This is a genomic window from Azospirillum baldaniorum, from assembly GCF_003119195.2.
Lineage (GTDB): Bacteria > Pseudomonadota > Alphaproteobacteria > Azospirillales > Azospirillaceae > Azospirillum > Azospirillum baldaniorum.
Genome location: NZ_CP022254.1, coordinates 335,663 through 357,559 on the forward strand (window position 1 = coordinate 335,663; position 21,897 = coordinate 357,559).

Below are 21,897 nucleotides of genomic sequence, written 5' to 3' on the forward strand. Positions count from 1 at the left end.
AAAGCGGTGCGAAACCCCCTCCCTCACCCCGCGGCATCGCGCCCCGTGATTTGCTCTGGTGTCCCGGTGGGCTTGCGGTCATGGTTTTCAGCAATCCGCGCGACCAAGCGCGACCAGCATGGAGGGTTCTTCGACCGTGTCCGCCGAATTCACCGTCTACGGCAATCTTAATTCGCAGCCCGCCACCCGCGTCGTTCTGTTCCTGTCGATGGCCGGCGTGCCCTACGCCTACCGCCATGTCGACCTGCGCGGCGGCCAGCAGAAGTCCGCGGACTATCTCGCCATCAACCGCTTCGGCCGGGTGCCGACCCTGGTCCACGGCGACCTCAGCATCTCTGAATCGGGCGTCATCCTGACCTATCTGGCGGAGAAGACCGGCCGGTTCGGTGGACGGGACGAGGCGGAACGGATCAGATTGGCGGAGTGGCTGTCCTGGCTGGCCGACGTGCTGCTGCCGGTCCAGCGCGCCCGCGCGGTGCGCAAGTTCAACGGCGACGCCAACGCACTGCCGTGGATCGACGCCGCAGCGGCCAGCGGGCTCGCCCAGTTCGACCGCCATCTGGCGGGGCGGACCTTCATCGAGGGCGAGCGGCTCAGCATCGCCGACATCTTCGCCTTCCCGTGGATCGACCTCGTGGAGGAGGCGAACATCGACATCGCCACCTACCCCAACGTCCAGGCGTGGCACGCCCGCGTGCTGGCCCAGCCCGGCGCCAAGCGCCAGATGGCGCTGATGCCGCAGACGGACGTCGGCTGATCCCAAAAGAAAAGGCCCCCACCCGCGGCGCGGATGGGGGCCCCCGTTCAAGCGAACGCTCTTACTTCTCGGTGCCGGTTACTTCTTGGTACCGGCGGACGCGACGAAGCTGTCGTAGGGCAGCTCGGCGACGCGGAACCAGAGCTGGGTCTCGTCGAGGAACGGCTTCCAGCTCTCGTAGATCGTCTTGAAGTTCGGGTTGGTCTTCGCCAGCTCGTCGTAATACTCGAAGGCGATCTTGTGCGCCTGCTCCATCAGGTCGCGCGGGTAGGCGCGCAGCAGGGTGCCCTTGGCGACCAGACGCTTCAGAGCCTTGGCGTTCTCCGAATCGTAGCGGGCGATCATATAGGTGTTCGCCTCGGCGCAGGCGGCCGTCAGGATCGACTGGTAGGACTTGGGAAGCTTCTCCCACTCCTGCAGGTTGACGTAGAGCGAGACGTTCGGCCCGCCTTCCCACCAGCCCGGGTAATAGTAGTACTTGGCGACCTGATGGAAGCCCAGACGCTCGTCGTCGTAGGGGCCGACGAACTCGGTCGCGTCGATGGTGCCCTTCTCCAGCGCCGGATAGACGTCCGCGCCGGCGATCTGGGTCGGGGTGGCGCCCATCTTCGACATGATCTGGCCGGTGATGCCGGCGATGCGGATCTTCAGGCCCTGGAAGTCCGCGGCGGTCTTGATTTCCTTGCGGTACCAGCCGCCCATCTGGGCGCCGGTGTTGCCCGCCGGGAACTGGATGACGTTGTGGTTCTTCATGAAAGCGCGCATCAGATCAAGGCCGCCGGCCTGGAACCAGGCGGTGGTCTGGCGCGCGTTCGGGCCGAACGGAATGGCCGTGTCGAAGGCGAAGGTCGGGTCCTTGCCGACATAGTAGTAGCCGCAGGTGTGGCCGCACTGGACCGAGCCGTTCTGCACGGCGTCGAGCACCTGGAGGCCGGGCACCAGCTCACCACCCGGGAAGGCGCGGATCTGGAACTTGCCGTCCGTGCTCTCGGCGACGCGGCGGGCGATCAGCTCCGACGCGCCGAACAGGATGTCGGTGCTCTTCGGGAAGCTCGATGCCAGGCGCCACTGGATTTCCGGCTGCGACTGCGCAATGGCCGGCGCGGCCACGCCGGCCACCGCCAGCCCCGCACCCGCGGCCGCAGCGCCCGCACCCGCCGACTTCAGAAACGCACGTCTTTTCACGATTCTTCTCCCGTGGACTCCGCCTTCCCTTTTCGTTTCAAGCGGCCCGTCGGACCACTTGTTGCGAGGGAATTTTCACAACTGTAACAAAGCAGCGTTTTCGTTCCGATTCATCGCACAAATGCGCATGACAGGTCTACCATGGTCCTACGGATTAGGCGATCGCCTCAGCCGCGCCGCCCCAGGAAGGCGGAGAGTGGCGGCAGGACCAGCGTCCGTCCGTCGGCGGTGACCTCGGGAACCGGCGCGCCCGGCGGGCGCGGCAGGTCGAGCGCCGCCATCGGCGGCTTGCGCTTCAGCGCATATTCCGCCGGCCGATCGGACAGGTTGAAGACGGCCAGCAGCTCCTCGCCGTCCGTCGCGCGTTCGAAGGCCAGGACACTGCCGGCCTCCTCCACCGCCGCCACGCCGCCCTGGGTCAGCGCCGGATGGCGACGGCGCAGCCGCAGGGCGTCCCGCCAGACGTCCAGCGGGCTTCCGGTGCGCCGCTCCTGCGCGTCCACCGCCAGGGCGTGGTGGGGTTCCGCCACCGGCAGCCAGGTCTCGACCGCGCTGGAGAAACCGGCGTTAGCAGCGCCGGACCGCCAGGGCATCGGCGTGCGGCTGCCGTCGCGCCCCTGGAAGTCGGGCCAATAGGCGATGCCGAAGGGGTCGCGCAGCTCCTCCGGCGCCAGCACCGCGTTGGGCAGCGCCAGCTCCTCCCCCTGGTAGAGGCAGACGGTGCCGGGCAGCGTGGCGAACAGGGTGGCCAGCAGGGCGTTGAAGCGCTCCGGATCGGCGCCGGGCGGCAGCCAGCGGCTGGCGGCGCGCTCGACGTCATGGTTGGAGAAACTCCAGCAGATCGCTTCCGGCTGCGGCGTTCCGCTCAGCGCCCCGGCGAAGTTCTGTGCGGTGAAAGGCTGCTTGGCAAGCGACAGGGTGTAGGCGGCGTGCAGCCCCTGCGCCCCGCAATAGGCGGCGATGCGCCGCGCCGCGCCCGGCTGGCTCGACAGCTCGCCCAGCAGCACCCGGTCGGGATAGCGGTCGACCACGGCGCGCAGGCGGGCCAGCACGGTGTGAATGGCCGGATGCATCATGTCGTAGAGATGCTGTTGCAGGGCGAACAGCTTGGCCGGCGGCTCCACCCCGTTCCAGGCCGCCGCGGGGTTGGAGCGGAGCTGCGGGTCGTGGGCGAAGAAGTCCACCGCGTCGATGCGGAAGCCGTCCACCCCGCGCTCCAGCCAGAAGGCCGCGGTGTCGGCGAGCGCCTGGAGCACCGCCTCGTCGTGCAGGTTCAGGGCGGGCTGGCTGGACAGGAAATGGTGCAGGTAATACTGGCGCCGCCGCGGCTCCCACGTCCAGGCGGGTCCGCCGAACACCGACAGCCAGTTGTTGGGCGGCGTTCCGTCGGGGCGCGGGTCGGCCCAGACGTACCAGTCCGCGAATTCCCCCCCGCGCGACCGGCGGCTGTCGCTGAACCATGGGTGCGCGTCGGAGGTGTGGCCGCAGACCAGATCCAGGATCACCTTCAGCCCGTGGCCGTGCGCCGCCTCGATGATGCGGTCCACCGTCTCCAGCCGGCCCATGCGCGGGTCGACCGCCCGATGATCGGTGATGTCGTAGCCGAAGTCCTTCTGCGGCGACGGGTAGAAGGGGCTGATCCACACCCCCTGCACGCCGAGCGACGCCACATGGCCGAGGCCGTCCAGCACGCCGTCCAGATCGCCCCAGCCGTCGCCGTTCCGGTCGAGGAAGCTGAGGGGATAGATCTGATACAGCGCGGCACCGCGCAGCCACGAAGACGCCTGGGACATGAGGACCCTCCACAAGAGACTCGTGGAAAGGGTCCCCCCATAGCCCTAACGATCGGTTACCGGGCCGGTTTTGGTCACGGCTTCCGACCGTCCGGCGAGGACGTCAGGCGCAGCCAGGGCGCCCAGGCCTGCCGCACGGCGTCGCTCCACATCCGCATCGGCGTCATCCACAGCGCCAGCATCGGGTTGGCGTTGGCGAGGGCCGGGTTGAGCAGCGGGTTGGCCGAGGCCAGCAGCGCCGGCCCCATCATCCCGCGCAGCGCGTCGAAGGACGGCGTGGCGGTGATCTGGATGGCGATCGTCTCGGCCCCGCGCTCCGGGTCGTCCCGGTGCAGGATCTGGATGTCCAGGTTCGGCAGGGCGGCGGTCAGCTTGGTCTCTTCCATCGTCCTCTTCCCTTCAATGCCGGCGGGCCTCACAGCCGGGGCCATGGTTGCCGAACGGCGCGCCCGCCGCAACCATGCAACCAAAAGCCGGCGCCAATGTTTCCCGCTGGCAGCCGATGGGCTGGCAAGCGATGGGGATACCAGCATGGACGGAGCGACGGTCACCGATCCCCGCACCGAGGCGGAAGAGGCCGCGGCCTGCGCCGGGCTGAGCTATGTCTGCGACGACGAGCCGGGCATCCGGCGACGCCGCGCCGGCAAGGGCTTCTCCTACCGCTGGCCAGACGGCACGCGCGTGACCGAGGAGGACACGCTGGAGCGCATCCGCAAGCTGGCGATCCCCCCGGCCTACCGCGGCGTCTGGATCTGCCCGGACCCGGACGGCCACCTCCAGGCCACGGGCCGCGACACGCGCGGGCGCAAGCAATACCGCTACCACCCGCGCTGGACCGAGATGCGCGAGGGCACCAAATTCGGGCGCATGCTCGACTTCTGCCGCGCCCTGCCCGCCATCCGCCGTCAGGTGGACGGCGACCTCGCCCGCCGTGGCCTGCCGCGGGAAAAGGTGCTGGCCGCCGTGGTGCGGCTGCTGGAGACCACGCTGATCCGCGTCGGCAACGAAAGCTACGCGCGCGAGAACAGCAGCTACGGACTGACCACCCTGCGCGACGACCACGCCGACATCGAGGGATCGGAAATCCGCTTCACCTTCAAGGGCAAGTCCGGGAAGGAATGGAACGTCGCGCTGAAGGACCGCCGCCTCGCCCGCGTCGTCAGCGCCTGCCGCGATGTCCCCGGGGACGAGCTGTTCCAGTATGTCGACCGCGACGGGCAGCGCCACGCGGTGAGTTCCGGCGACGTCAACGAGTATCTGCGCGCCGCCACGGGCCAGGACTTCACCGCCAAGGATTTCCGCACCTGGGCCGGCACCGTTCTGGCCGCCATGGCGCTGCGGGAGTTCGAGACGTTCGACAACGCCGCCAAGGCCAAGCGCAACGTCACCCACGCCATCGAGCAGGTGGCCGCCCGTCTCGGCAACACCGCCAGCGTCTGCCGCAAGAGCTACGTCCATCCCGAGATTCTGGACGCCTATCTGGAGGGCAACCTGCTGGACTCCCTGACCCGCGAGGTCGAGACCGAGCTGCGCGAGGAGCTTCCCGAGTTGGAGGCCGAGGAGGCCGCCGTGCTGGCCTTCCTGCGCGGCCGGCTGGAGCGCGAACGCCGCTCCCGCGCCAGCGAGAGCCGGCGGCGGCGCGCGGCATAGGGCCTAAGACTCCGGCTGGTCCGGGGTGGATAGGCCATCGCCCCAGTCCAGCCGGCGCGCGGCCTTGAAGGCGGCGCCGTCGCGCTTGCCGAGAATTCGTTCCGTCCGGGTGCCGTCCCGGCCGCAGAGCTTGAAACCGATGCGTCCGTTCCCCGCGCTCCAGGGCGGCGCGATGATGCGGGCGTCGGGGCGGCGGATGCCGGGCTGGCGGGAGGCAGCGATGTAGACGAACTTCTCGTCCTCCCACGGCACCTCCGCTCCCTTGGCCATGCGGTGCAGGCGGGACCGGGCGACCCGGCGGGAGAAATGGCACCAGTCCGGTGCCGCCAGCGGGCAGGCGGCGCTGTGCACGCAGGGCGCCACCAGATGGGCGCCGGCGGCGACCAACCGTTCCCGCGCCCGGATGATCCGCGCCCAGCCGGCGGGCGTGCCGGGCTCGACGATCAGCAGCGTCCCGGCGGTGAGCGACCACAGCCGGTCGACCAGCCGGTCGCGCGCCGGCTCCGCCAGTTCGTCCAGAACGTAGGCCAGAGTCACCAGATCGCGCGGCTCCAGACCGGGCAGGTCACCCGTGGCGTCGCCGGCCCGCCATGCGATCCGCGCGGGCGCCGCCGCTTGCGACAGCGTCTCGCCGACCGCGCGGATGGCCGGGCTGCCCTCGATCAGCAGGGCGTCGTCCAGGCTGGCCCAGCAGTCGGACGCTGCCCACAACGCGGTTCCCGGCCCGGCCCCGACGTCCAGGGCGGTGACCGGCGCGAAGTCGGGAAACGCCTCGGCCACCGCTTCCATGCTGGAGCGGACGGCGGCGAAGGTGGCCGGCAGACGGGTGGCGAGATAGGCCCGCGCCGCCAGATCGTCCGACAGGTGGAAATGCCCGTCCCGCACCTCCGCCCGGTAGCGTTGGGAAAGGCGGTCCGCCGCGCGCTTCAGATCGGACAGGGCGATGCCGTCGAGCGCGCGGTCCACCGCGTGGCGGAGCGAGGGGGGGAGTTCCATGAGTCCGGAAGGGGCAGGCGTGGTTTCGTTCCGCCTGTTAGCACGCCGCGCGGGCGTTCGGAAACGGACAATGCGCGGACAGGCATCACGCGCGTTGCGCCCATAAGGAGAATAAGATAACTAATATTCTTCTATAGGTTAGATGTGCGCGAAGGAGGCTTTGTGAAAATAAACGCCATGGTGCTCGTGACCTGCGTCACGATGCTTGCCGCTTGCCAGACCACCTACGCACAAAAGCCCATCCGCATGGCTCCCGCGGCCATGCAGTATTTTGCCGACTGGGCCGCCATCCCCCACGCCAAGGCCTTTGCGGTCAGTGAGAATGGCCGCGCCGTCGGAATCGTCTACTGCCCGGAGTTCGGCGGCTGCGCGGGGCCTTCGGAATCCACCGCCATCAGCATCTGCGAGGCCAATTCGAAGGGCGTTCCCTGCCTGATCTACGGCGTCGATGGAAAGCCCGTTCTCGACGATCCCAAGCTGCAAGCGTATCTGGAAACCCACAAGGGCGACCGCTCGAAGATCCGATGACCGGAGCGCCGGAAAGCGCTCCGGTCTGAAGAACCAGCGTCAGGCGCGCACCTGCCGCAGGAAATCGTCCACCGCGCCGTTCAGGGTTCCGGCCAGCTCCGACAGGCGGTCGGCAGCCCCCATCATGGCGTCGGCGGAGCGCCCGGTGTCCACCGCCACGCGGCTGACATCGCCGATGTTGGACGACACATCGGTGTTCATGCACTCCACGATGCGCACGTTGTGGGTGATCTCCGAGGTCGCTTGGCGCTGCTGCTCGACCGCAGCGGCGATGCCGGACACGCTGTCGCCGATGAGGGCGATGGTGGAGCCGATGCGGGCGATGGCGTCCACCACCCCCACGGTCGATTGCTGGATGCCATGGACCAACGTGGCGATCTCCTCCGTCGAGGAGGCGGTCTGGGAGGCGAGCGCCTTCACCTCGGTGGCGACGACGGCGAAGCCCTTGCCGGCGTCGCCGGCCCGCGCCGCCTCGATGCTGGCGTTGAGCGCCAGAAGGTTGGTCTGCTGGGCGATGGCGGTGATGATGGCGACCACCTCGCCGATCTTCTGGGCGGACTCCGACAGGCCCTTGGTCAGGCCGTCGGCGCGCTGGGATTCGGCGACGGCGTCCTCCGCCACGCTGCGCGACTGGGCGATCTGCCGCCCGATCCCGTCGATGGAGGCGGAGAGCTGCTCGCTGGCCGAGGCCACGGCGCCGACGTTGCTGGTCGCCGTGCCGGCGGCGTCCGCGGCGGCGCGGGTGCGCTGGGCGGTGTCCGACGCCATACCGGCCACCGCGCGGGCGGAGCCGGTGACGTCCGCCGCTGCCACGGACAGCGAGCCGGCCACCGCCTGCACGGTGCGCTCCAGCCCGTCCGCCAGTTCCGTCATCAGGGCGCGGCGCTCCTCCTCGGCGCGCCGCTCCTGGTCGCGGCGGGTCTCCTCCGCCCGCTGGCGGGCGTCCAGCGCGTCGCGGAAGGCCTCGACCGCGCCGTGGATGTCGGCGATCTCGCGCAGGGGCGAGGGGCGCAAGGGCACCGCGCCCTCCCCACGGGTCAGCGCCTGGAGCGCCCGGCTGGCATCGCGCACCGGCTGCATGATGAAGCGGTAGCCCAGCAGCATGTTCAGGCCGCCAATCAGCCCGATCAGCACGAAGGCGCCCAGCGCGATCAGTGTCAGCCGGTCGAGCACCGCGGTCAGCGCCGCCGCCCCCTCCTGGCTGCGCGTGGTCACCGCGTCGGAGGCGGCGTTCATCCCCTGCACCAGCCCGTCGACCAGCGTCCGGACCTCCTGGTTGTGGGCGTGGGCGTCGGTGGTCAGGCGCAGCGTTTCGGTGCGCTGCGCGAAGGCCTCGTCGAGTGCGGCGAAGGACGCGATGTCGTCGGCGACGCTCTCGAACTCGTCGGCGGACGGCAGATGCCGGCGCAACTCCATGGCCTTCGCCATGTGCTCGCGGAACTGGCGCAGGTCGTTGCCGACCGCCGGCGGGTAGAGCTGGGACGGCAGGCGGGTCAGCAGGAACTTGGCGTCGCGGATCGTCGAGAAGAGCGTGGCGAGCGCCTGCTCATCCGCCGGTTGCGTCGTCGCGCGCATTGCTGCCGACAGGCCGCGGGCGATGTCGCCCGACAGGCTTTCCGCGCGGCTGATGTTGAAACCGAATTTCTTGTCCAGCGCCTCGACCTTGGCGCCGATGGCCGCAGCCTCCCGGCTCGCCGCGACCGCCTTGGCGACCGTCTGCGCAATCCCCGGCGCGGCGTTGGCCGACATCCGCGCGGCGTGGGCGTCCAGGCTTGCCAGCGCGTCGCCGCGCGTCGCCTCGTCGCCACTGACGATCACCGCCTCGCCCAGCTTGGCGAGCCGTTCGGCCTCCAGCGCGATCCTCTGGTTTTCGGCCACCCGCTGCGCCAACTCGGCGTTGCCATCGGCGATGCGCGTCGCTTCCATGGCGGTCATGCCGCCGAACACAGCCAAAGCCGCCACCACGACGCCCGCAATCAGACAATCCACCACAACGACTTGAAAGGTCGAGCGTTTTGCCCGTTCACCTGCACCGGATACCATCTCCACACCTCATCCGCAGCGTTCCCCCGAACTCTTCGTTCTTCCGGATGGGCTGCGCAGGGCGGCTCCTCCGGGACTTTATTGTTTGAGTACCTATATGCTCGGGGACGTGGATGTGAGGCTATTGTGGAAAACCGAAGACGGCGCCCGACCGTCCGGTGGGCGCCGCATCTGGTTGTTGCGGATGCTGTGCAATGGAAGCGGACGAGGCCGTTACAGGCCGGCGCCTTCCCCTCCGGCCAGGGCGACGCAGACGCGGTCCCGGCCCTCCAGGCTGCCGCAGCCGCCGCTGCGCTGGGACACGAAGCGGATGACCACCCGTTCCCCCTTGCCGACCGCGTGGGGCGGCAGCATCGCCTCGGCGACCAGGGTTTCCACCGTCCGGGACGGCGTCCGTCCGGAGCGGGCGGCAACCGGCGCATCGCGGTCGGTGGCGGCGACGAATTCCGCAGGCGGGCGGGCCTCGCCGCGCCCCATGGGCTCCACCACGAGCGGCGCCGGGCGGGGCTCCAGAGCGGCCACGGCGACTGGCGCCGGGGATGCCGGGGTCTGCGGCACCGGCGCCACCGGTTCCGGCACCACCGCGGCGACGGCGATCGGTTCCGGAGCCGCCGGCTTGGCGGCGGGCTTGGCGGCCACCGCCACGGGCTGGGACGTTGGGGCACTCGCCGGAACGATTGCGACCTCGATCGCGCTGGCGCCCGCCGCCTGCGACGGTTCGCGGGGCGCCACGCCGCGGAGATTCGGCGTCAATGCCGCAATGTACATCCGGGTTTCGCGCGGCAGCCGCTGCTTGCCGGCGAGGTGCGAGGCGTAGCAGGCCGGGCCGCAATTGTAGGCGGCAAGGAAGCCCGGCGCGCCGAACAGGTCGTACATCTCCCGCAGATAGGCGGTGCCGGCCAGGATGTTGTCGCGCGGATCGGACGGATCGGACCCCAGCCCATATTGCGTGCGCATCATGTCGTAGGTGCCGGGCATCACCTGCATCAGCCCGATGGCGCCGGCATGGCTGGTGATGGTGCGTCCGTTCACGACGGAGCGCCCGCCGCTCTCGCGCATCATCACGGCCCTGATCCACTTCTCCGGCACGTCGAACCGTTCCGACGCCTCGCGGATGTGGGGGACCCAGCGGCCGAGCGGATCCTTCGGATCAATCGGGACTTCGGCCACCTCCGGGGCCTTGACGACAAGCTCCGCCGTTTCCGGAGCGTTCGAGGCGCAACCCGCCAAGCCGAGGGCGAGAATCAGGGCGGCACCGGCGGCGCGGGCCGCGGTGAAGTCGCGATAAGCCACGAGGAGGGGTCCGTGCTGGTTGCACAAAGATCGAAAGCGTTACCCTCTCTTTGCGATGTAATGGTGCCGGCTGTCAAGCAACAAGGCGGGTGTAATGTCCTGATTTTACGGCCTTTCCCTTTTTCATAGCCCATTGGAATGGTTTTCAGGCAAATGCCGTTCATCCGTATTGGCCGTTTTTCTGCCCCATTTGGCACTGTTGGCGTCTTTGCGAATGCAGGCGAGAGACCCATTCCTGTCACGCCCTAAACTTGCGGTCCGATCGCCGCAGCCCTCTCAACCGCTTGACTTTTCAGAGGCCATTCCATATTGAATGAACGTTCATTTATAGCTTCGCACCGATGCCCGACACCTCTCCCCTTCCCCCTTCCCGCCGGTCCCGCCGCAAGGAGGCCCGCCCCGCCGAGGTGATCGAGGCGGCGCGCGACCTGTTCATCTCGCGCGGATTTGCCGCAACCAAGCTGGAGCATGTCGCCCGCCGGGCCGGCGTCAGCGTCGGGCTGCCCTACCTCTATTTTGAGAACAAGGAAGGGCTGTTCAAAGCGGTCGTCCGGCAGTCCATCCTGCCGCAGTTCCAGATGGGCGAGGACCTGTTGGACAGCTTCACCGGCAGCAGCGAGGAATTCCTGCGCGGCCTCGCCCGCGGCTTCTGGGAGATGGAGCAGAGCCCCAACGCCGGTCTGTCGAAGCTGGTCATTGCCGAGGCGCAGAACTTCCCCGACCTCGCCCGCTTCTACATGGAGGAGGTCGTCCTGCGCGGGCGGCGCTTCTTCATGCGCATCCTGCGCCGCGGCATCGAGCGTGGGGAATTCCGGCCGGTCGACGTCGAGCAGATGGCCCGCGTCATCGCCGCCCCGCTCAGCATGCTCTCGCTGTGGAACCATTCGTTGCGCCCCTTCGAGCCGGACCCCGCCGCGGTCTCCGCCGAATCCTACCTCGACGCCTATCTCGACCTCGTCCTCAACGGGCTGAGGGCCGAACCCAAGGACCGCACCCCATGATCGACGCCGCCCGTTCCGATGGTCTCGCCGCCAAGCCGCGGCGCCGCCTGCTGCTGCCCCTGCTGATCGTCGGGGCTCTGGCCGCGGGCGGCGTCGCCTGGAAGGCCACGAGCAGCCATGACGCGGTCTCCCCGGCGGTGGCCGGTCTGCCCCCGGCGGAGCGGGCGGTGGAGCTGTCGCCCGTCGAGCTGACCCGCATGGCCCCGCGCCGCCTGACCGAACTGGTGCGGCTCAGCGGTTCCGTGAAGCCGATGGAGCAGTCCATGGTGAAGTCGGAGGTCGCCGCCCGGCTGGTCGAGGTTCCGGTGCGCGAGGGGCAGGCCGTCCGCAAGGGCGAGGTTCTGGCCCGCTTCGACACGGTGGAGCTTCAGGCCAAGCTGGACGAGAAGCTGAGCAACCTGGAGGGCGCCAAGGCGCAACTCGTCCTGGCCGACAAGACCCGCGCGAAGAATCTGGCGCTGCGTCAGAAGGACATCGTCTCGGAAACCAACATGGATCAGGCGCAGAGCAGCTTCCGCTTCCAGCAGGCCACCGTCGCGGCGCTGGAGGCGCAGGTGGACCTCGCCCGCAAGGCGCTGCGCGACGCGGTGGTGATGAGCCCGATTGACGGAACGGTGGCCGAGCGGGCGGTCAACCCCGGCGAGACGCTGGCGGTCAACGCCAAGATGTTCTCCGTCGTCGATCTCAGCCGCGTCGAGGTCGAGGCGGCGGTGCCCGCCGACGATGTGGCCCGGCTGAAGCCCGGCCAGACCGTGCGGCTGCGCGTGGAGGGCTTCGGCGAGCGCGACTTCGTCGGCCAGATCGCCCGCATCAACCCGATGGCCCGCGCCGGCACCCGCGCCATTCCCGTCTACATCGTCCTCGACAACGCCGACGGGGCCCTGCGCGGCGGCATGTTCGCCGCGGGCGACGCGGTGGTCGACGAGGTGGAGGGCGCCTTCGCCCTGCCCCCGGCGGCCGTCCGCCACGACCAGGACGGCACCTTCGTGCTGGTCGTCTCCGGCGGACGTGTGGAGCGCCGCAAGGTCGAGGTGCTTGGCGCCTGGGCGCGCGGCGATCTCGTTGAGGTGCGCGGGCTGGCCGACGGCGATCTGGCGGTGACCGCCCCCCTGCCCGGCCTGACCGCCGGGCGGGCCGTCAAGGTCATGGGTTCGTAAGGGAACGCGCCGCGCCATGCCGATCACCCGCATCAGCGTCGACAACCCCGTCTTCGCCACCATGATGATGGTGGCGCTGATGGTGCTGGGCCTGTTTTCCTACAACCGGCTGGGCGTCGACCAGTTTCCCGACGTGGACTTCCCCCTGGTCGTCATCTCCACCGAGTACCCCGGCGCCAGCCCGGAATCGGTCGAGACCGACGTCACCCGTCCCGTCGAGGACGCGGTCAACACCATCGCCGGCATCAAGACGCTGACCTCCCGCTCCTACGAGAGCCAGTCGGTGGTGATCGCCGAGTTCGACCTGAAGACCGCCTCGACCCAGGCGTTGCAGGACGTGCGCGAGAAGGTGTCGGCCCTGCGCCCCAAGTTCCGCGACGAGGTGAAGGACCCGCAGATCACCCGCTTCAACCCGGACGACCAGCCCATCCTGTCCCTGGCGGTGAAGTCGGACATCCGCAGCTTGCGCGACCTGACCACCATGACCGACCAGATCGTCCTGAAGCGCCTGCAAAACGTGCGCGGCGTCGGGCGGGCGACCATCGCCGGGGGGTCAAGCGGCAGGTCCAGGTGCGGCTGCGCCCGGAACGGCTGGAGGCGCTGGGCGTCGGCGTCGATCAGGTCCTCAAGGCGATCCGCGACGAGAACCAGGACATCCCCGCCGGCACCGTCTCGGGCAACGGGGCGGAGCGCGTCGTCCAGGTCGACGGACGCGTCATCAACCCGCGCGAGCTTCTCGACATCATCGTCGCGCGCCGCGGCGGCGAGCCGGTGCGGCTGCGCCAGGTCGCCGAGGTGCTGGACGGCCAGGAGGAGCAGGACTCCGTCGCCCTGTTCAACGGGCAGCCGGCGCTGGCCGTCGACGTGGTGAAGATCCAGGGTTCCAACACGGTGGAGGTGGCGCGCGGCCTCTACAAGGCGCTGGACGAGCTGCGCCGCGACGGCTCCCTGCCCTCCGACGTCGCCCTGGAGGTGGTGCGCGACACCTCGCGCGGGATCACCAACTCGCTGAGCAACGTCCAGCGCACGCTGGTCGAGGGTGGCGTGCTGACCATCGCCATCGTGATGATCTTCCTGGGGTCCTGGCGCAGCACGGTGATCACCGCGCTGACCCTGCCGGTGGCGGTGATGGGCACCTTCGGCGTGTTGGCGGCCTTCGGTTTCACCCTGAACACGATGACGCTGATGGCGCTGTCGCTGGCCATCGGCATCCTGATCGACGACGCCATCGTGGTGCGCGAGAACATCATGCGCCACCTCGGCAAGGGCCAGGGGCACCGGCAGGCGGCGCTGGACGGCACCAAGGAGATCGGTCTGGCGGTCCTGGCGACCACGCTGACCATCGTGGCGGTGTTCCTTCCCGTCGCCTTCATGGGCGGTATCATCGGGCGCTTCTTCCTGCAGTTCGGCATCACCGTGTCGGCGGCGGTGCTGATCTCGCTGTTCGTGTCCTTCACGCTGGACCCCATGCTGTCCAGCCTGTGGTACGATCCGGCGGCCCACGGACGGCACGGGCGCGGCGTCTTCGGGCGCTTCGCGGCGGGCTTCCAGGGCGCTTTCGACGCGCTGGCGCGGGTCTATGGCCGGACGTTGCGCTGGGCGCTGCGCTGGCGCTGGCTGGTTCTGCTGATGGCGCTTGGAATCTTTGTCGGCAGCTTCTTCCTGGTGCCGCGCATCGGCGTCGAGTTCGTGCCCGCCGCCGACCTCGGGGAATCCATCGTCGACGTGGAAACGCCGGTCGGCTCGTCCCTCGACTACACGGCGGCCAAGCTGCGGCAGGTCGAGGCGGCGATCCGCGAGTTTCCGGAGGTCGCCTACACCTACTCCACGGTGAACACGGGCGCGTCGGTCGGCAAGAACCGGGGCAGCGTCTATGTCCGGCTGAAGCCGATCGACCAGCGCACGCGCACGCCGAACACGCTGGCGCCGCCGCTGCGCGAACGGCTGTCGGCGATCCCCGGCGTCCAGATCGGGATCGGAATTCCCGGCGTTGGCGGCGTGCAGAAGCAGATCCAGGTGTCCGTCCAGGGCCGCGACATCGCGGAGCTGGACCGCATCGGCAAGCAGGTGACCGCCGCCATGGCCGGCATCCGCGGCTTCGTGGACGTGGACGTCAGCCTGAAGGCCGCCAAGCCGACCCTGTCGGTGCGGCTGGAGCGCGATCTGGCGAGCGATCTCGGCGTCGGCACGGCGCAAGTGGCGAACACGCTGCGTCCCCTCTTCGCCGGCGACAAGGTGTCGACCTGGAAGGCGCCGGACGGCGAGACCTACGACGTGCTGGTCCGTCTGCCGGAAAACGACCGGGTAGGCCGCGCCGACCTCGACCGCATCTACCTGACCGGCTCCAACGACGCGGAGGGGGCGCCGCGCATGGTGCCGCTGTCGCAGGTCAGCCGGGTCGAGACGACGCTCGGCGCCTCGCAGATCAACCGCCGCGACCTGTCCCGCGAGGTCAACGTCCAGGCCAACGTCCAGGGGCGCCCGGCCGGCGACGCCGGCAAGGAGCTTCAGGCGGCCATCGCGGAGATCAAGCTGCCCCCCGGCTACCGCATCGTCTTCGGCGGCTCGACCAAGGACATCGCCGAGACGTCGGCCTACGCCACGCAGGCGCTGCTGCTGGCGGTGATCCTGATCTACCTGATCCTGGCCTCGCAGTTCGGCAGCTTTCTGCAGCCCATCGCCATCATGATGTCGCTGCCGCTGTCGCTGGTCGGGGTGTTCCTGGGGCTTCTGGTCGCCGGGTCCACGCTGAACATCTTCAGCGCCATCGGCTTCATCATGCTGATGGGTCTGGTGACCAAGAACGCCATCCTGCTGGTCGATTTCGCCAACCAGGCCCGCGCTCGCGGGGTGGACCTGCGCGACGCGGTGGTGGAGGCCGGCATCATCCGCCTGCGCCCCATCGTCATGACCACCATGGCGATGATCTTCGGCATGATCCCGCTGGCGCTCGGCATCGGCGAAGGCGCGCAGCAGCGGGCACCCATGGCCCACGCGGTGATCGGCGGCCTCATCAGCTCCACCCTGCTCACTCTCCTGGTGGTTCCGGTGATCCTGACCTACCTCGACGCGCTGTCCCGGCGCTTCAAGCGCTGGTTCGCCCACAAGGACCCGGACGCGGTGGCGCACGGCACGGCCGCACAGGGCACGGCGGCGGAGTAGCTCTTCACCCCAGATGCTCCAGCATCAGGAACAGCCCGAGCGCCAGCAGGCCGAGGAAGAAGCAGCGCCGGAACACCTCCGCCCGCACCCGCCGGCGGAGGCTCTGGCCGAGCGCCATCCCGGCCAGGGCCGGCAACAGAGAGGCCAGTGAGCCCCAGGCCAGCGTGCCGTCGAACAGCCCGTGCTGCGCCAGCCCGGCGGCCAAAGCCAGGGTCGACACCGTAAAGGACAGGCCGAGCGCCTGGATCAGCCGGTCGCGCTCCAGCTCCAGCGCCTGGAGGTAGGGCACGGCGGGGATGACGAAAACCCCGGTGGCCGCCGTCACCACGCCGGTCGCCACGCCGACCAGCGGCGACAGCCAGGATTCCGCCGCGGGCGGCACCCGCAGCGGCAGCTTCACCAGCCCGGCCACCGCGTAGAGCGCCAATGCTCCGCCCAGAGCCGCCGCGGCCTGCCCCGACGAGGCGCCGGCCAGCAGCCCCGCCCCGGCCCAGGTGCCCAGCGTGATCCCCAGCATCATCGGCCAGAATCGCTCGATGGTGGCGCCGAGGCCGGGGCCGAAGGCCAGTTGCCAGAGATTCGTCACCAGCGAAGGCACGATCAGGATCACCGCCGCTTCGGCGGGCGGCATGACGAGGCCGAGCAGCCCCATGGCGACGGTCGGCAGGCCCAGGCCGATCATGCCCTTGACGAACCCGGCCAGCAGGAAGGTCAAGGCCATGGCGGCGACGATGAGGAGAGGCAGGTCAATCATCACGGCACCCTCATGTCAGGTCCCCGCTCCCGCCCCGGGAGAGGGTTTGATGCCACTTGAGGCAAGGCCTTGGCTTCCGGCAATGTGGATGTCACACAGCCAGCCTTCGGTTCAGACGAAGGCTGCCGCTCCGCTGGAGACCCGCCCATGCGTTTTGACCTGACCGACCTGCGGCTGTTCCTGAACGTGACGGAGGCGGAGAGCATCACCCACGGTGCGGAGCGCACGCACCTCGCCCTCGCCTCGGCGAGCGCACGAATCCGTGGGATGGAAGAGACGCTTGGCGTGCCACTGCTGGAGCGCGGGCGGCGCGGCGTCCGCCCGACCCCGGCGGGCGAGGCGCTGGTCCATCACGCCCGCGTCCTCCTCCAGCAGGTGGAGCGGATGCGCGGCGAGCTGGGCGATTACGCCAAGGGGCTGAAGGGCCATGTGAGGCTGCTGTCCAACACCGCCGCCCTGGCAGAATTCCTGCCCGAGGCCCTGGCGCCATTCCTCGCCGCCCACCCCAACATCGACATCGACTTGGAGGAAAGGCCCAGCCACGAGATCGTGCGGGCGGTGGCGGAGGGGCTGGCCGACGCCGGGGTGGTGTCCGATCACGCCGACCTGTCGGGGCTGGAGGTCTTTCCCTTCCGCACCGACCGCATGGTGCTGGTCACGCCGCACGGCCACCCGCTGGCCAACCGCCGCAGCGTCGCCCTCCGCGAGGTTCTGGAGGAGGATTTCGTCGGGCTGGCGACGCGCAACGCTCTTCAGCAGCACATCAACGAACACGCCATCCGCGCCGGCCGCCCGCTGAAGCTGCGCGTGCGGGTGCGCGGCTTCGACGGGATCTGCCGGATGGTCGAGCAGGGGGTGGGGCTCGGCATCGTCCCGGAAGCCTCGGCGAAGCGCTGCCGCCGCTTCACGAAAATCCGTGCGGTGCGCCTGACCGACCCTTGGGCGGTCCGCTCGCTGGTCGTCTGCGTCCGCCGGCTGGACGCGCTGCCCGGCCACAGCCGTGAGTTGGTGAAGCGGCTGGCCGGTGCTGTTTAACCCTCTCCCCTCTGGGGAGAGGGTGGCCCAAAGGGCCGGTGAGGGGGTTGCGCTTTTGCCGAACGCATCGCCACGCGCAACCCCCTCACCCTAACCCTCTCCCCGGAGGGGAGAGGGAAAACAACCATGTGAAGCTCTCACTCCGCGCCCGGCACCGGGTGCGGCGCCTCCGGGGCGGCACCGTGACGGCGCCTCCACAGCCGGGAGACGGCGTTGCCGGCGTCCTCCATGTAGAGGAACAGCACCGGCGTGATGTAGAGCGTCAGGATCTGCGACACGCACAGGCCGCCGACCACCGCGAGGCCGAGCGGCTGGCGAAGCTCCGCGGCGGCGCCATGGGCGACGGCGATGGGCAGGGTGCCCATGATTGCCGCCATGGTCGTCATCATGATCGGGCGGAAGCGCAGCAGGCAGGCCTGCTCGATCGCCTCGCGCGCGGTCATGCCCTGGTTGCGCTGCGCGTCGATGGCGAAGTCGATCATCATGATCGCGTTCTTCTTCACGATGCCGATCAGCATCAGGATGCCGATGATCGCGATGACGCTCAGCTCCTGCCCGAACACCATCAGCGTCGCCAGCGCTCCGATAGCCGCGGACGGCAGGCCGGACAGGATGGTCAGCGGGTGGATGAAGCTCTCATACAGCACGCCGAGCACGATGTAGATCACCAGCACCGCGGCGAGCAGCAACAGCCCCTGGCTCTTCTGGGCGTCCTCGAACACCTGGGCGGTGCCGGCGAAGCCGGTGGTGATGCCCGGCGGCAGGGCCATCTCCATCTCCGCCTGCCGGACGGCGTTCACCGCCTCGCCCAGCGAATGGCCGGGTGCCACGTTGAAGGACAGGGTGACGGCGGGCAACTGCCCCTGGTGGTTGACCGTCAGCGGCCCGGCGGTGCGCTGCACGCTGGCGAAGGCGTCCAGCGGCACCAGCTTGCCGGAGCCGGAGCGCACATAGATTCGCGACAGCGCGTTGTCGTCCTGCTGGTACTTCGGCGCCAGCTCGATCAGCACCTGATAGTCGTTGGTCGGCGTGTAGATCGTCGAGACCTGCCGCTGGCCGAAGGCGCTGTAGAGGGTCGAGCGCACCTGATCGACGCCGATCCCCAGCGTCGCCGCCTTCTCGCGGTCCACATGCACATAGGCCTGGGGGCTGTTGAGCTGGAGGTCGCTGGTCACGTCCTGGAGGATCGGGATGTCGTGCATCGCCCGCTCCAGCCGTCCCGACCAGGCGTACAGCTCCTCCGTGTTCAGGCCCTGGATGGTGTACTGGAACTCGTTCTTGGACGAACGGCCGCCGATGCGCAGATTCTGCACCGGCTGCATGTAGACCGCCATGCCGGGAATGCCGGCGAGCTGGCGGCGGAGCTGCTGGATCACCTCGCCCGCCGGAGGCCGCTCGGCGCGCGGCTTCAGCACGACGAACATGCGGCCGGTGTTGACCGAATTGCCGCCGATGGCGACCGACGAGGTCATGTCCGCCACCGCCGGATGGGCCTTGATGATCCGCGCCACCTCCTGCTGCCGCTCCGCCATGGCCGGGAAGGAGATGTCGGGGGCGGCCTCCGTCGAGACGGTGATCTGGCCGATGTCCTCGGTCGGGAAGAAGCCCTTGGGGATCGCCTGGAACAGCAGGGCGGAGCCGACCACCGTCGCGATCATGACCAGCCCCATCACCGGGCGGTGCCTCAGCGCCAGCCGCAGGGTCACGGCGTAGCCGCGGTGCAGCGCGCTGAACCCGCCCTCCAGGACACGGCCGAACCAGCCCTCCTTGGCGCCATGCGGTTCGTGGGTCAGCATGCGGGCACACATCATCGGCGTCAGCGTCAGCGCCACGAAGGCCGAGGCGCTGATCGCCATGGTCACCACCAGCGCGAACTCGTGGAAGACGCGCCCGACCACCCCGCCCATCAGCAGGATCGGGATGAAGACGGCCACCAGCGACACGGTGATGGAGATGATGGTGAAGCCGATCTCCCGCGAGCCCTTGAGCGCCGCCTCGAAGGGCGGCATCCCCTCTTCGACGTAGCGGACGATGTTCTCCATCATCACGATGGCGTCGACGACGACGAGGCCGACCGCCAGCGTCAGCGCCATCAGCGAGATGTTGTCGATGGAGAAGCCCATCAGATGCATCCCGCCCGCCGTCGCGATCAGCGAGATCGGAACGGTCAGCGCCGGGATCATCGTCGCCGTCAGGCGGCGCAGGAACAGGAAGATCACCAGCACGACGAGCGCGATGGTCAGGCCCAGCGTGAACTGCACGTCCTCCACCGCCTCGCGGATCGAGGTGGAGCGGTCGTTCACCACCTCGACCTTGGCGCTGGGCGGAAGCTGCGCGCGGAAGCTGGGCAGCAGGTTGCGCACCCGGTCCACCACGTCGACCGTGTTGGCGTCGGGCTGGCGCTGCACGGCCATGACGATGGCGCGGGTGCCGTTGTGCCAGCTCGCCGTGCGGGCGTTCTCGACGCTGTCCAGCACGTTCGCCACGTCGCCCAGCCGGACCGGGGCGCCGTTGCGGTAGGCGACGATCAGGCCGCGGAAGGCCTCGGCGTCAGGAAGCTGCGGGTTGGCGGCGAGGACGAGCTGCTGCCTGGCGCCGGACAGCGTGCCGACCGGGGTGTTGGCGTTGGCGGCGGCCAGCGATTTCTGAAGCTCGTCGATGCCGATGCCGCGCACGGCCAGCGCGTTGGGGTCGACCTGGACGCGCACGGCGTATTTCTGCGCGCCGTAGATCTGCACCTGGGCAACGCCCGGCAGGGTGGCGACCTTGGGCTGGACCGCGGTCTCCGCGAAATCGTTCAGCGACGACAGCGTCAGCGTCGGCGAGGACAGGGCCAGCATCAGCACCGGCTGGTCGGCCGGGTTCACCTTGCGGTAGCTGGGCGCGGTGGTCATCTCCGCCGGCAGGCGGCGCTGGGTGCGGGCGATGGCCGCCTGCACGTCCTGGGCGGCGGCGTCGATGTCGCGCTCCAGGACGAACTGGATGGTGATCGAGGTGTTCCCGAGGCTCGACGTCGAGGTGATCGTGTCGATGCCTGCGATGGTCGAGAATTCGCGCTCCAGCGGGCTGGCAACTGAGGCAGCCATGGTTTCCGGGCTGGCGCCGGGCAGCGTGGCGGAGACGTTGATGACCGGGAAATCGACCCGCGGCAGCGCCGCGACGGGCAGTTGGCGGTAGGCGGCGAGGCCCCCCAGAACCAGCGCCGCCGTCAGCAGGATGGTCATCACCGGACGGCGGATGCACAGATCCGAGAGGGTCATGACGCGCCTCCGGTGAGCGGAGCCTTGCCGTTGGCTCCATCCTTGCCGCCGTTCTTGGCGGCGGCGACCTTGGCGCCGGGATAGAGGCGGGACTGGCCGTCGACCACCACGCGCTCACCGGCCTGCACCCCGTCGGCGATGACGGCGGTGCCCTCCTGGCTGCGTGCCACGGTGACGTTGCGGATCTCCACGGTGTCGTCGGGCTTGACCACATAGACGAAACGGCCCTGCTGACCGGTCTGCACCGCCTCCTCCGGCAGCGTCAGGGCCTGTGGCTCGACCCGCAGGGTCAGAACAACGTCGACGAACTGGCCGGGCCACAGCCGCGTGTCGGCGTTTTCGAACTGGCCCTTCACCAGGATCGTGCCGGTCTGCTGGTCGACTTGGCTGTCCACGAAATTCAGGACGCCCTCGGCGGGCGGCACGGCGGCGCCGGGAATGCCGGCGGTGACCGACAGCTTGCTCGTCTCCATCGCCGCGCGGATGGTCGGCAGGTGGCGTTCCGGCACGTTGAAGGCGACGGTGATCGGGCGGAGCTGGGTCAGCGTGACCAGCGGCGTGGCGTCCGCCGCGCGGACCATGGTGCCGGGCTTGGCGTTCACCGCACCGGTGCGCCCGTCCATGGGGGCGGCGATGCGGGTGAAGCTGAGCGAGACCTTGGCCGCCTCGATCGCCGCCTGCCCGGCCTTCACCGTGGCCTCCAACGCATCGGCGGCGGCCACCGCCGCGTCGTACTGCTGGCGCGCCACGGTGTTGGAGCGGACAAGCTGCTCGTAACGCTTCACGTCGCCGCGCGCCTTGTCGAGGTTGGCGCGGTCGCGCTCCAGATTGGCCTGGGCCTGACGGAGTTGCGCCTCCAGCGCGCGGGAGTCGAGGGTGAACAGCAGGTCGCCCGCCTTCACCTCCTGCCCCTCGGTGAAATGGACCGTCTCGACGACCGAATCGACGCGCGCCTTGATGGCGATGGCGGCCACCGGCTGGACCGAGCCGATGGTGCCAAGCCGCTCCGGCACCGCGCGCTGCTCGACCGTGCGGATGACCACCGGGAGAGCGCGTGGTCCGGCCGGGGCGGCGGCCTTCGCCGTTTGCGCGTCGGCCCCGCCCGCCCGGTGCGTGTACCAGTAACCGCCGCCCATCAGCGCGGCGAGCAGGAGCGCAAACAGCGCTATGCGTTTCGTCACATCGAACTCCCGGTAGGGCTGCCCGGTCCGGCCGGAGCGCGCCATCCCGCCATAAGGCAATGCGGCCCATTATCGCAGGAGAGGCTTTGCAGGTTAATGTCC

15 protein-coding genes and 1 pseudogene are annotated in these 21,897 nt (G+C 69.4%); 7 read left to right on the forward strand and 9 right to left on the reverse strand.

Annotated features, from left to right (window positions below; all coding sequences use genetic code 11):
- Positions 1 to 136: 136 nt before the first annotated feature.
- The gene (locus Sp245p_RS15900; protein ID WP_109138672.1) at positions 137 to 757 is read left to right on the forward strand and encodes a glutathione S-transferase family protein; all 621 of its coding nucleotides are present in this window, start codon (positions 137 to 139) and stop codon (positions 755 to 757) included.
- A gap of 78 nt (positions 758 to 835) precedes the next feature.
- On the opposite strand, the gene Sp245p_RS15905 is transcribed toward Sp245p_RS15900, so the two are convergent.
- From Sp245p_RS15905 to Sp245p_RS15915, 3 genes are all read right to left on the reverse strand, one after another.
- On the reverse strand, positions 836 to 1,942 hold the full coding sequence (locus Sp245p_RS15905) for a TRAP transporter substrate-binding protein (RefSeq protein WP_014197084.1): 1,107 nt from the start codon (positions 1,940 to 1,942) through the stop codon (positions 836 to 838).
- A 167-nt stretch (positions 1,943 to 2,109) separates the two neighbouring features.
- A complete protein-coding gene (locus Sp245p_RS15910) occupies positions 2,110 to 3,735 on the reverse strand; it encodes an alpha-glucosidase (protein ID WP_109138673.1) in 1,626 nt (541 codons plus the stop codon).
- A 74-nt stretch (positions 3,736 to 3,809) separates the two neighbouring features.
- Positions 3,810 to 4,121: a hypothetical protein gene (locus Sp245p_RS15915; protein WP_014197085.1), complete on the reverse strand. Its 312-nt coding sequence runs from the start codon at positions 4,119 to 4,121 to the stop codon at positions 3,810 to 3,812.
- A 145-nt stretch (positions 4,122 to 4,266) separates the two neighbouring features.
- Between Sp245p_RS15915 and Sp245p_RS15920 the strand changes: the two genes are divergently transcribed.
- Positions 4,267 to 5,385 carry a DNA topoisomerase IB gene (locus tag Sp245p_RS15920; protein ID WP_014197086.1) on the forward strand — a complete coding sequence of 373 codons (1,119 nt, stop codon included), beginning with the start codon at positions 4,267 to 4,269 and terminating at the stop codon, positions 5,383 to 5,385.
- A 3-nt stretch (positions 5,386 to 5,388) separates the two neighbouring features.
- Here Sp245p_RS15920 and Sp245p_RS15925 read toward each other — a convergent pair whose 3' ends face one another.
- The gene (locus Sp245p_RS15925; protein ID WP_014197087.1) at positions 5,389 to 6,381 is read right to left on the reverse strand and encodes a small ribosomal subunit Rsm22 family protein; all 993 of its coding nucleotides are present in this window, start codon (positions 6,379 to 6,381) and stop codon (positions 5,389 to 5,391) included.
- A gap of 177 nt (positions 6,382 to 6,558) precedes the next feature.
- Between Sp245p_RS15925 and Sp245p_RS15930 the strand changes: the two genes are divergently transcribed.
- Positions 6,559 to 6,909, forward strand: coding sequence for a hypothetical protein (locus Sp245p_RS15930; protein WP_014197089.1), 351 nt, complete (start codon positions 6,559 to 6,561; stop codon positions 6,907 to 6,909).
- Between the two features lie 39 nt (positions 6,910 to 6,948).
- Here Sp245p_RS15930 and Sp245p_RS15935 read toward each other — a convergent pair whose 3' ends face one another.
- Together Sp245p_RS15935 and Sp245p_RS15940 are read right to left on the reverse strand one after the other, a co-directional pair.
- Positions 6,949 to 8,898, reverse strand: coding sequence for a methyl-accepting chemotaxis protein (locus Sp245p_RS15935; RefSeq protein WP_129557179.1), 1,950 nt, complete (start codon positions 8,896 to 8,898; stop codon positions 6,949 to 6,951).
- A gap of 267 nt (positions 8,899 to 9,165) precedes the next feature.
- The gene (locus Sp245p_RS15940; RefSeq protein WP_014197091.1) at positions 9,166 to 10,245 is read right to left on the reverse strand and encodes a lytic transglycosylase domain-containing protein; all 1,080 of its coding nucleotides are present in this window, start codon (positions 10,243 to 10,245) and stop codon (positions 9,166 to 9,168) included.
- 341 nt (positions 10,246 to 10,586) lie between these two features.
- Here Sp245p_RS15940 and Sp245p_RS15945 point away from each other — a divergent pair, with 341 nt between their 5' ends.
- The 3 genes and pseudogenes from Sp245p_RS15945 (at position 10,587) to Sp245p_RS15955 (ending at position 15,565) form a co-directional block, all read left to right on the forward strand.
- Positions 10,587 to 11,246 (forward strand): TetR/AcrR family transcriptional regulator, encoded by a 660-nt coding sequence (locus tag Sp245p_RS15945; protein ID WP_014197092.1) that lies wholly within the window; start codon positions 10,587 to 10,589, stop codon positions 11,244 to 11,246.
- Complete coding sequence (locus tag Sp245p_RS15950; protein ID WP_014197093.1) at positions 11,243 to 12,403, forward strand: efflux RND transporter periplasmic adaptor subunit; 1,161 nt, start codon at positions 11,243 to 11,245, stop codon at positions 12,401 to 12,403. The genes Sp245p_RS15945 and Sp245p_RS15950 overlap by 4 nt, the downstream gene beginning before the upstream one ends.
- A 16-nt stretch (positions 12,404 to 12,419) precedes the next feature.
- Positions 12,420 to 15,565: pseudogene (locus Sp245p_RS15955) on the forward strand (efflux RND transporter permease subunit).
- A 4-nt stretch (positions 15,566 to 15,569) separates the two neighbouring features.
- Here the strand turns inward: Sp245p_RS15955 and Sp245p_RS15960 are convergent.
- Positions 15,570 to 16,319, reverse strand: coding sequence for a sulfite exporter TauE/SafE family protein (locus tag Sp245p_RS15960; protein ID WP_014197095.1), 750 nt, complete (start codon positions 16,317 to 16,319; stop codon positions 15,570 to 15,572).
- 147 nt (positions 16,320 to 16,466) lie between these two features.
- Here Sp245p_RS15960 and Sp245p_RS15965 point away from each other — a divergent pair, with 147 nt between their 5' ends.
- Complete coding sequence (locus Sp245p_RS15965; protein WP_014197096.1) at positions 16,467 to 17,354, forward strand: LysR family transcriptional regulator; 888 nt, start codon at positions 16,467 to 16,469, stop codon at positions 17,352 to 17,354.
- A 137-nt stretch (positions 17,355 to 17,491) separates the two neighbouring features.
- Here Sp245p_RS15965 and Sp245p_RS15970 read toward each other — a convergent pair whose 3' ends face one another.
- Both Sp245p_RS15970 and Sp245p_RS15975 read right to left on the reverse strand, forming a co-directional pair.
- Complete coding sequence (locus Sp245p_RS15970) at positions 17,492 to 20,614, reverse strand: efflux RND transporter permease subunit (protein ID WP_109138674.1); 3,123 nt, start codon at positions 20,612 to 20,614, stop codon at positions 17,492 to 17,494.
- Complete coding sequence (locus tag Sp245p_RS15975) at positions 20,611 to 21,795, reverse strand: efflux RND transporter periplasmic adaptor subunit (protein WP_244947670.1); 1,185 nt, start codon at positions 21,793 to 21,795, stop codon at positions 20,611 to 20,613. Before Sp245p_RS15975 ends, Sp245p_RS15970 begins: the two co-directional genes overlap by 4 nt.
- Positions 21,796 to 21,897: the final 102 nt, after the last annotated feature.

Bases quoted from the DNA above. Each gene is read 5' to 3' on its own strand.
- Sp245p_RS15910 (WP_109138673.1), bottom strand. From the start codon at position 3,735: ATGTCCCAGGCGTCTTCGTGGCTGCGCGGTGCCGCGCTGTATCAGATC.
- Sp245p_RS15915 (WP_014197085.1), bottom strand. From the start codon at position 4,121: ATGGAAGAGACCAAGCTGACCGCCGCCCTGCCGAACCTGGACATCCAG.
- Sp245p_RS15920 (WP_014197086.1), top strand. From the start codon at position 4,267: ATGGACGGAGCGACGGTCACCGATCCCCGCACCGAGGCGGAAGAGGCC.
- Sp245p_RS15925 (WP_014197087.1), bottom strand. From the start codon at position 6,381: ATGGAACTCCCCCCCTCGCTCCGCCACGCGGTGGACCGCGCGCTCGAC.
- Sp245p_RS15930 (WP_014197089.1), top strand. From the start codon at position 6,559: ATGGTGCTCGTGACCTGCGTCACGATGCTTGCCGCTTGCCAGACCACC.
- Sp245p_RS15945 (WP_014197092.1), top strand. From the start codon at position 10,587: ATGCCCGACACCTCTCCCCTTCCCCCTTCCCGCCGGTCCCGCCGCAAG.
- Sp245p_RS15950 (WP_014197093.1), top strand. From the start codon at position 11,243: ATGATCGACGCCGCCCGTTCCGATGGTCTCGCCGCCAAGCCGCGGCGC.
- Sp245p_RS15960 (WP_014197095.1), bottom strand. From the start codon at position 16,319: ATGATTGACCTGCCTCTCCTCATCGTCGCCGCCATGGCCTTGACCTTC.
- Sp245p_RS15965 (WP_014197096.1), top strand. From the start codon at position 16,467: ATGCGTTTTGACCTGACCGACCTGCGGCTGTTCCTGAACGTGACGGAG.
- Sp245p_RS15970 (WP_109138674.1), bottom strand. From the start codon at position 20,614: ATGACCCTCTCGGATCTGTGCATCCGCCGTCCGGTGATGACCATCCTG.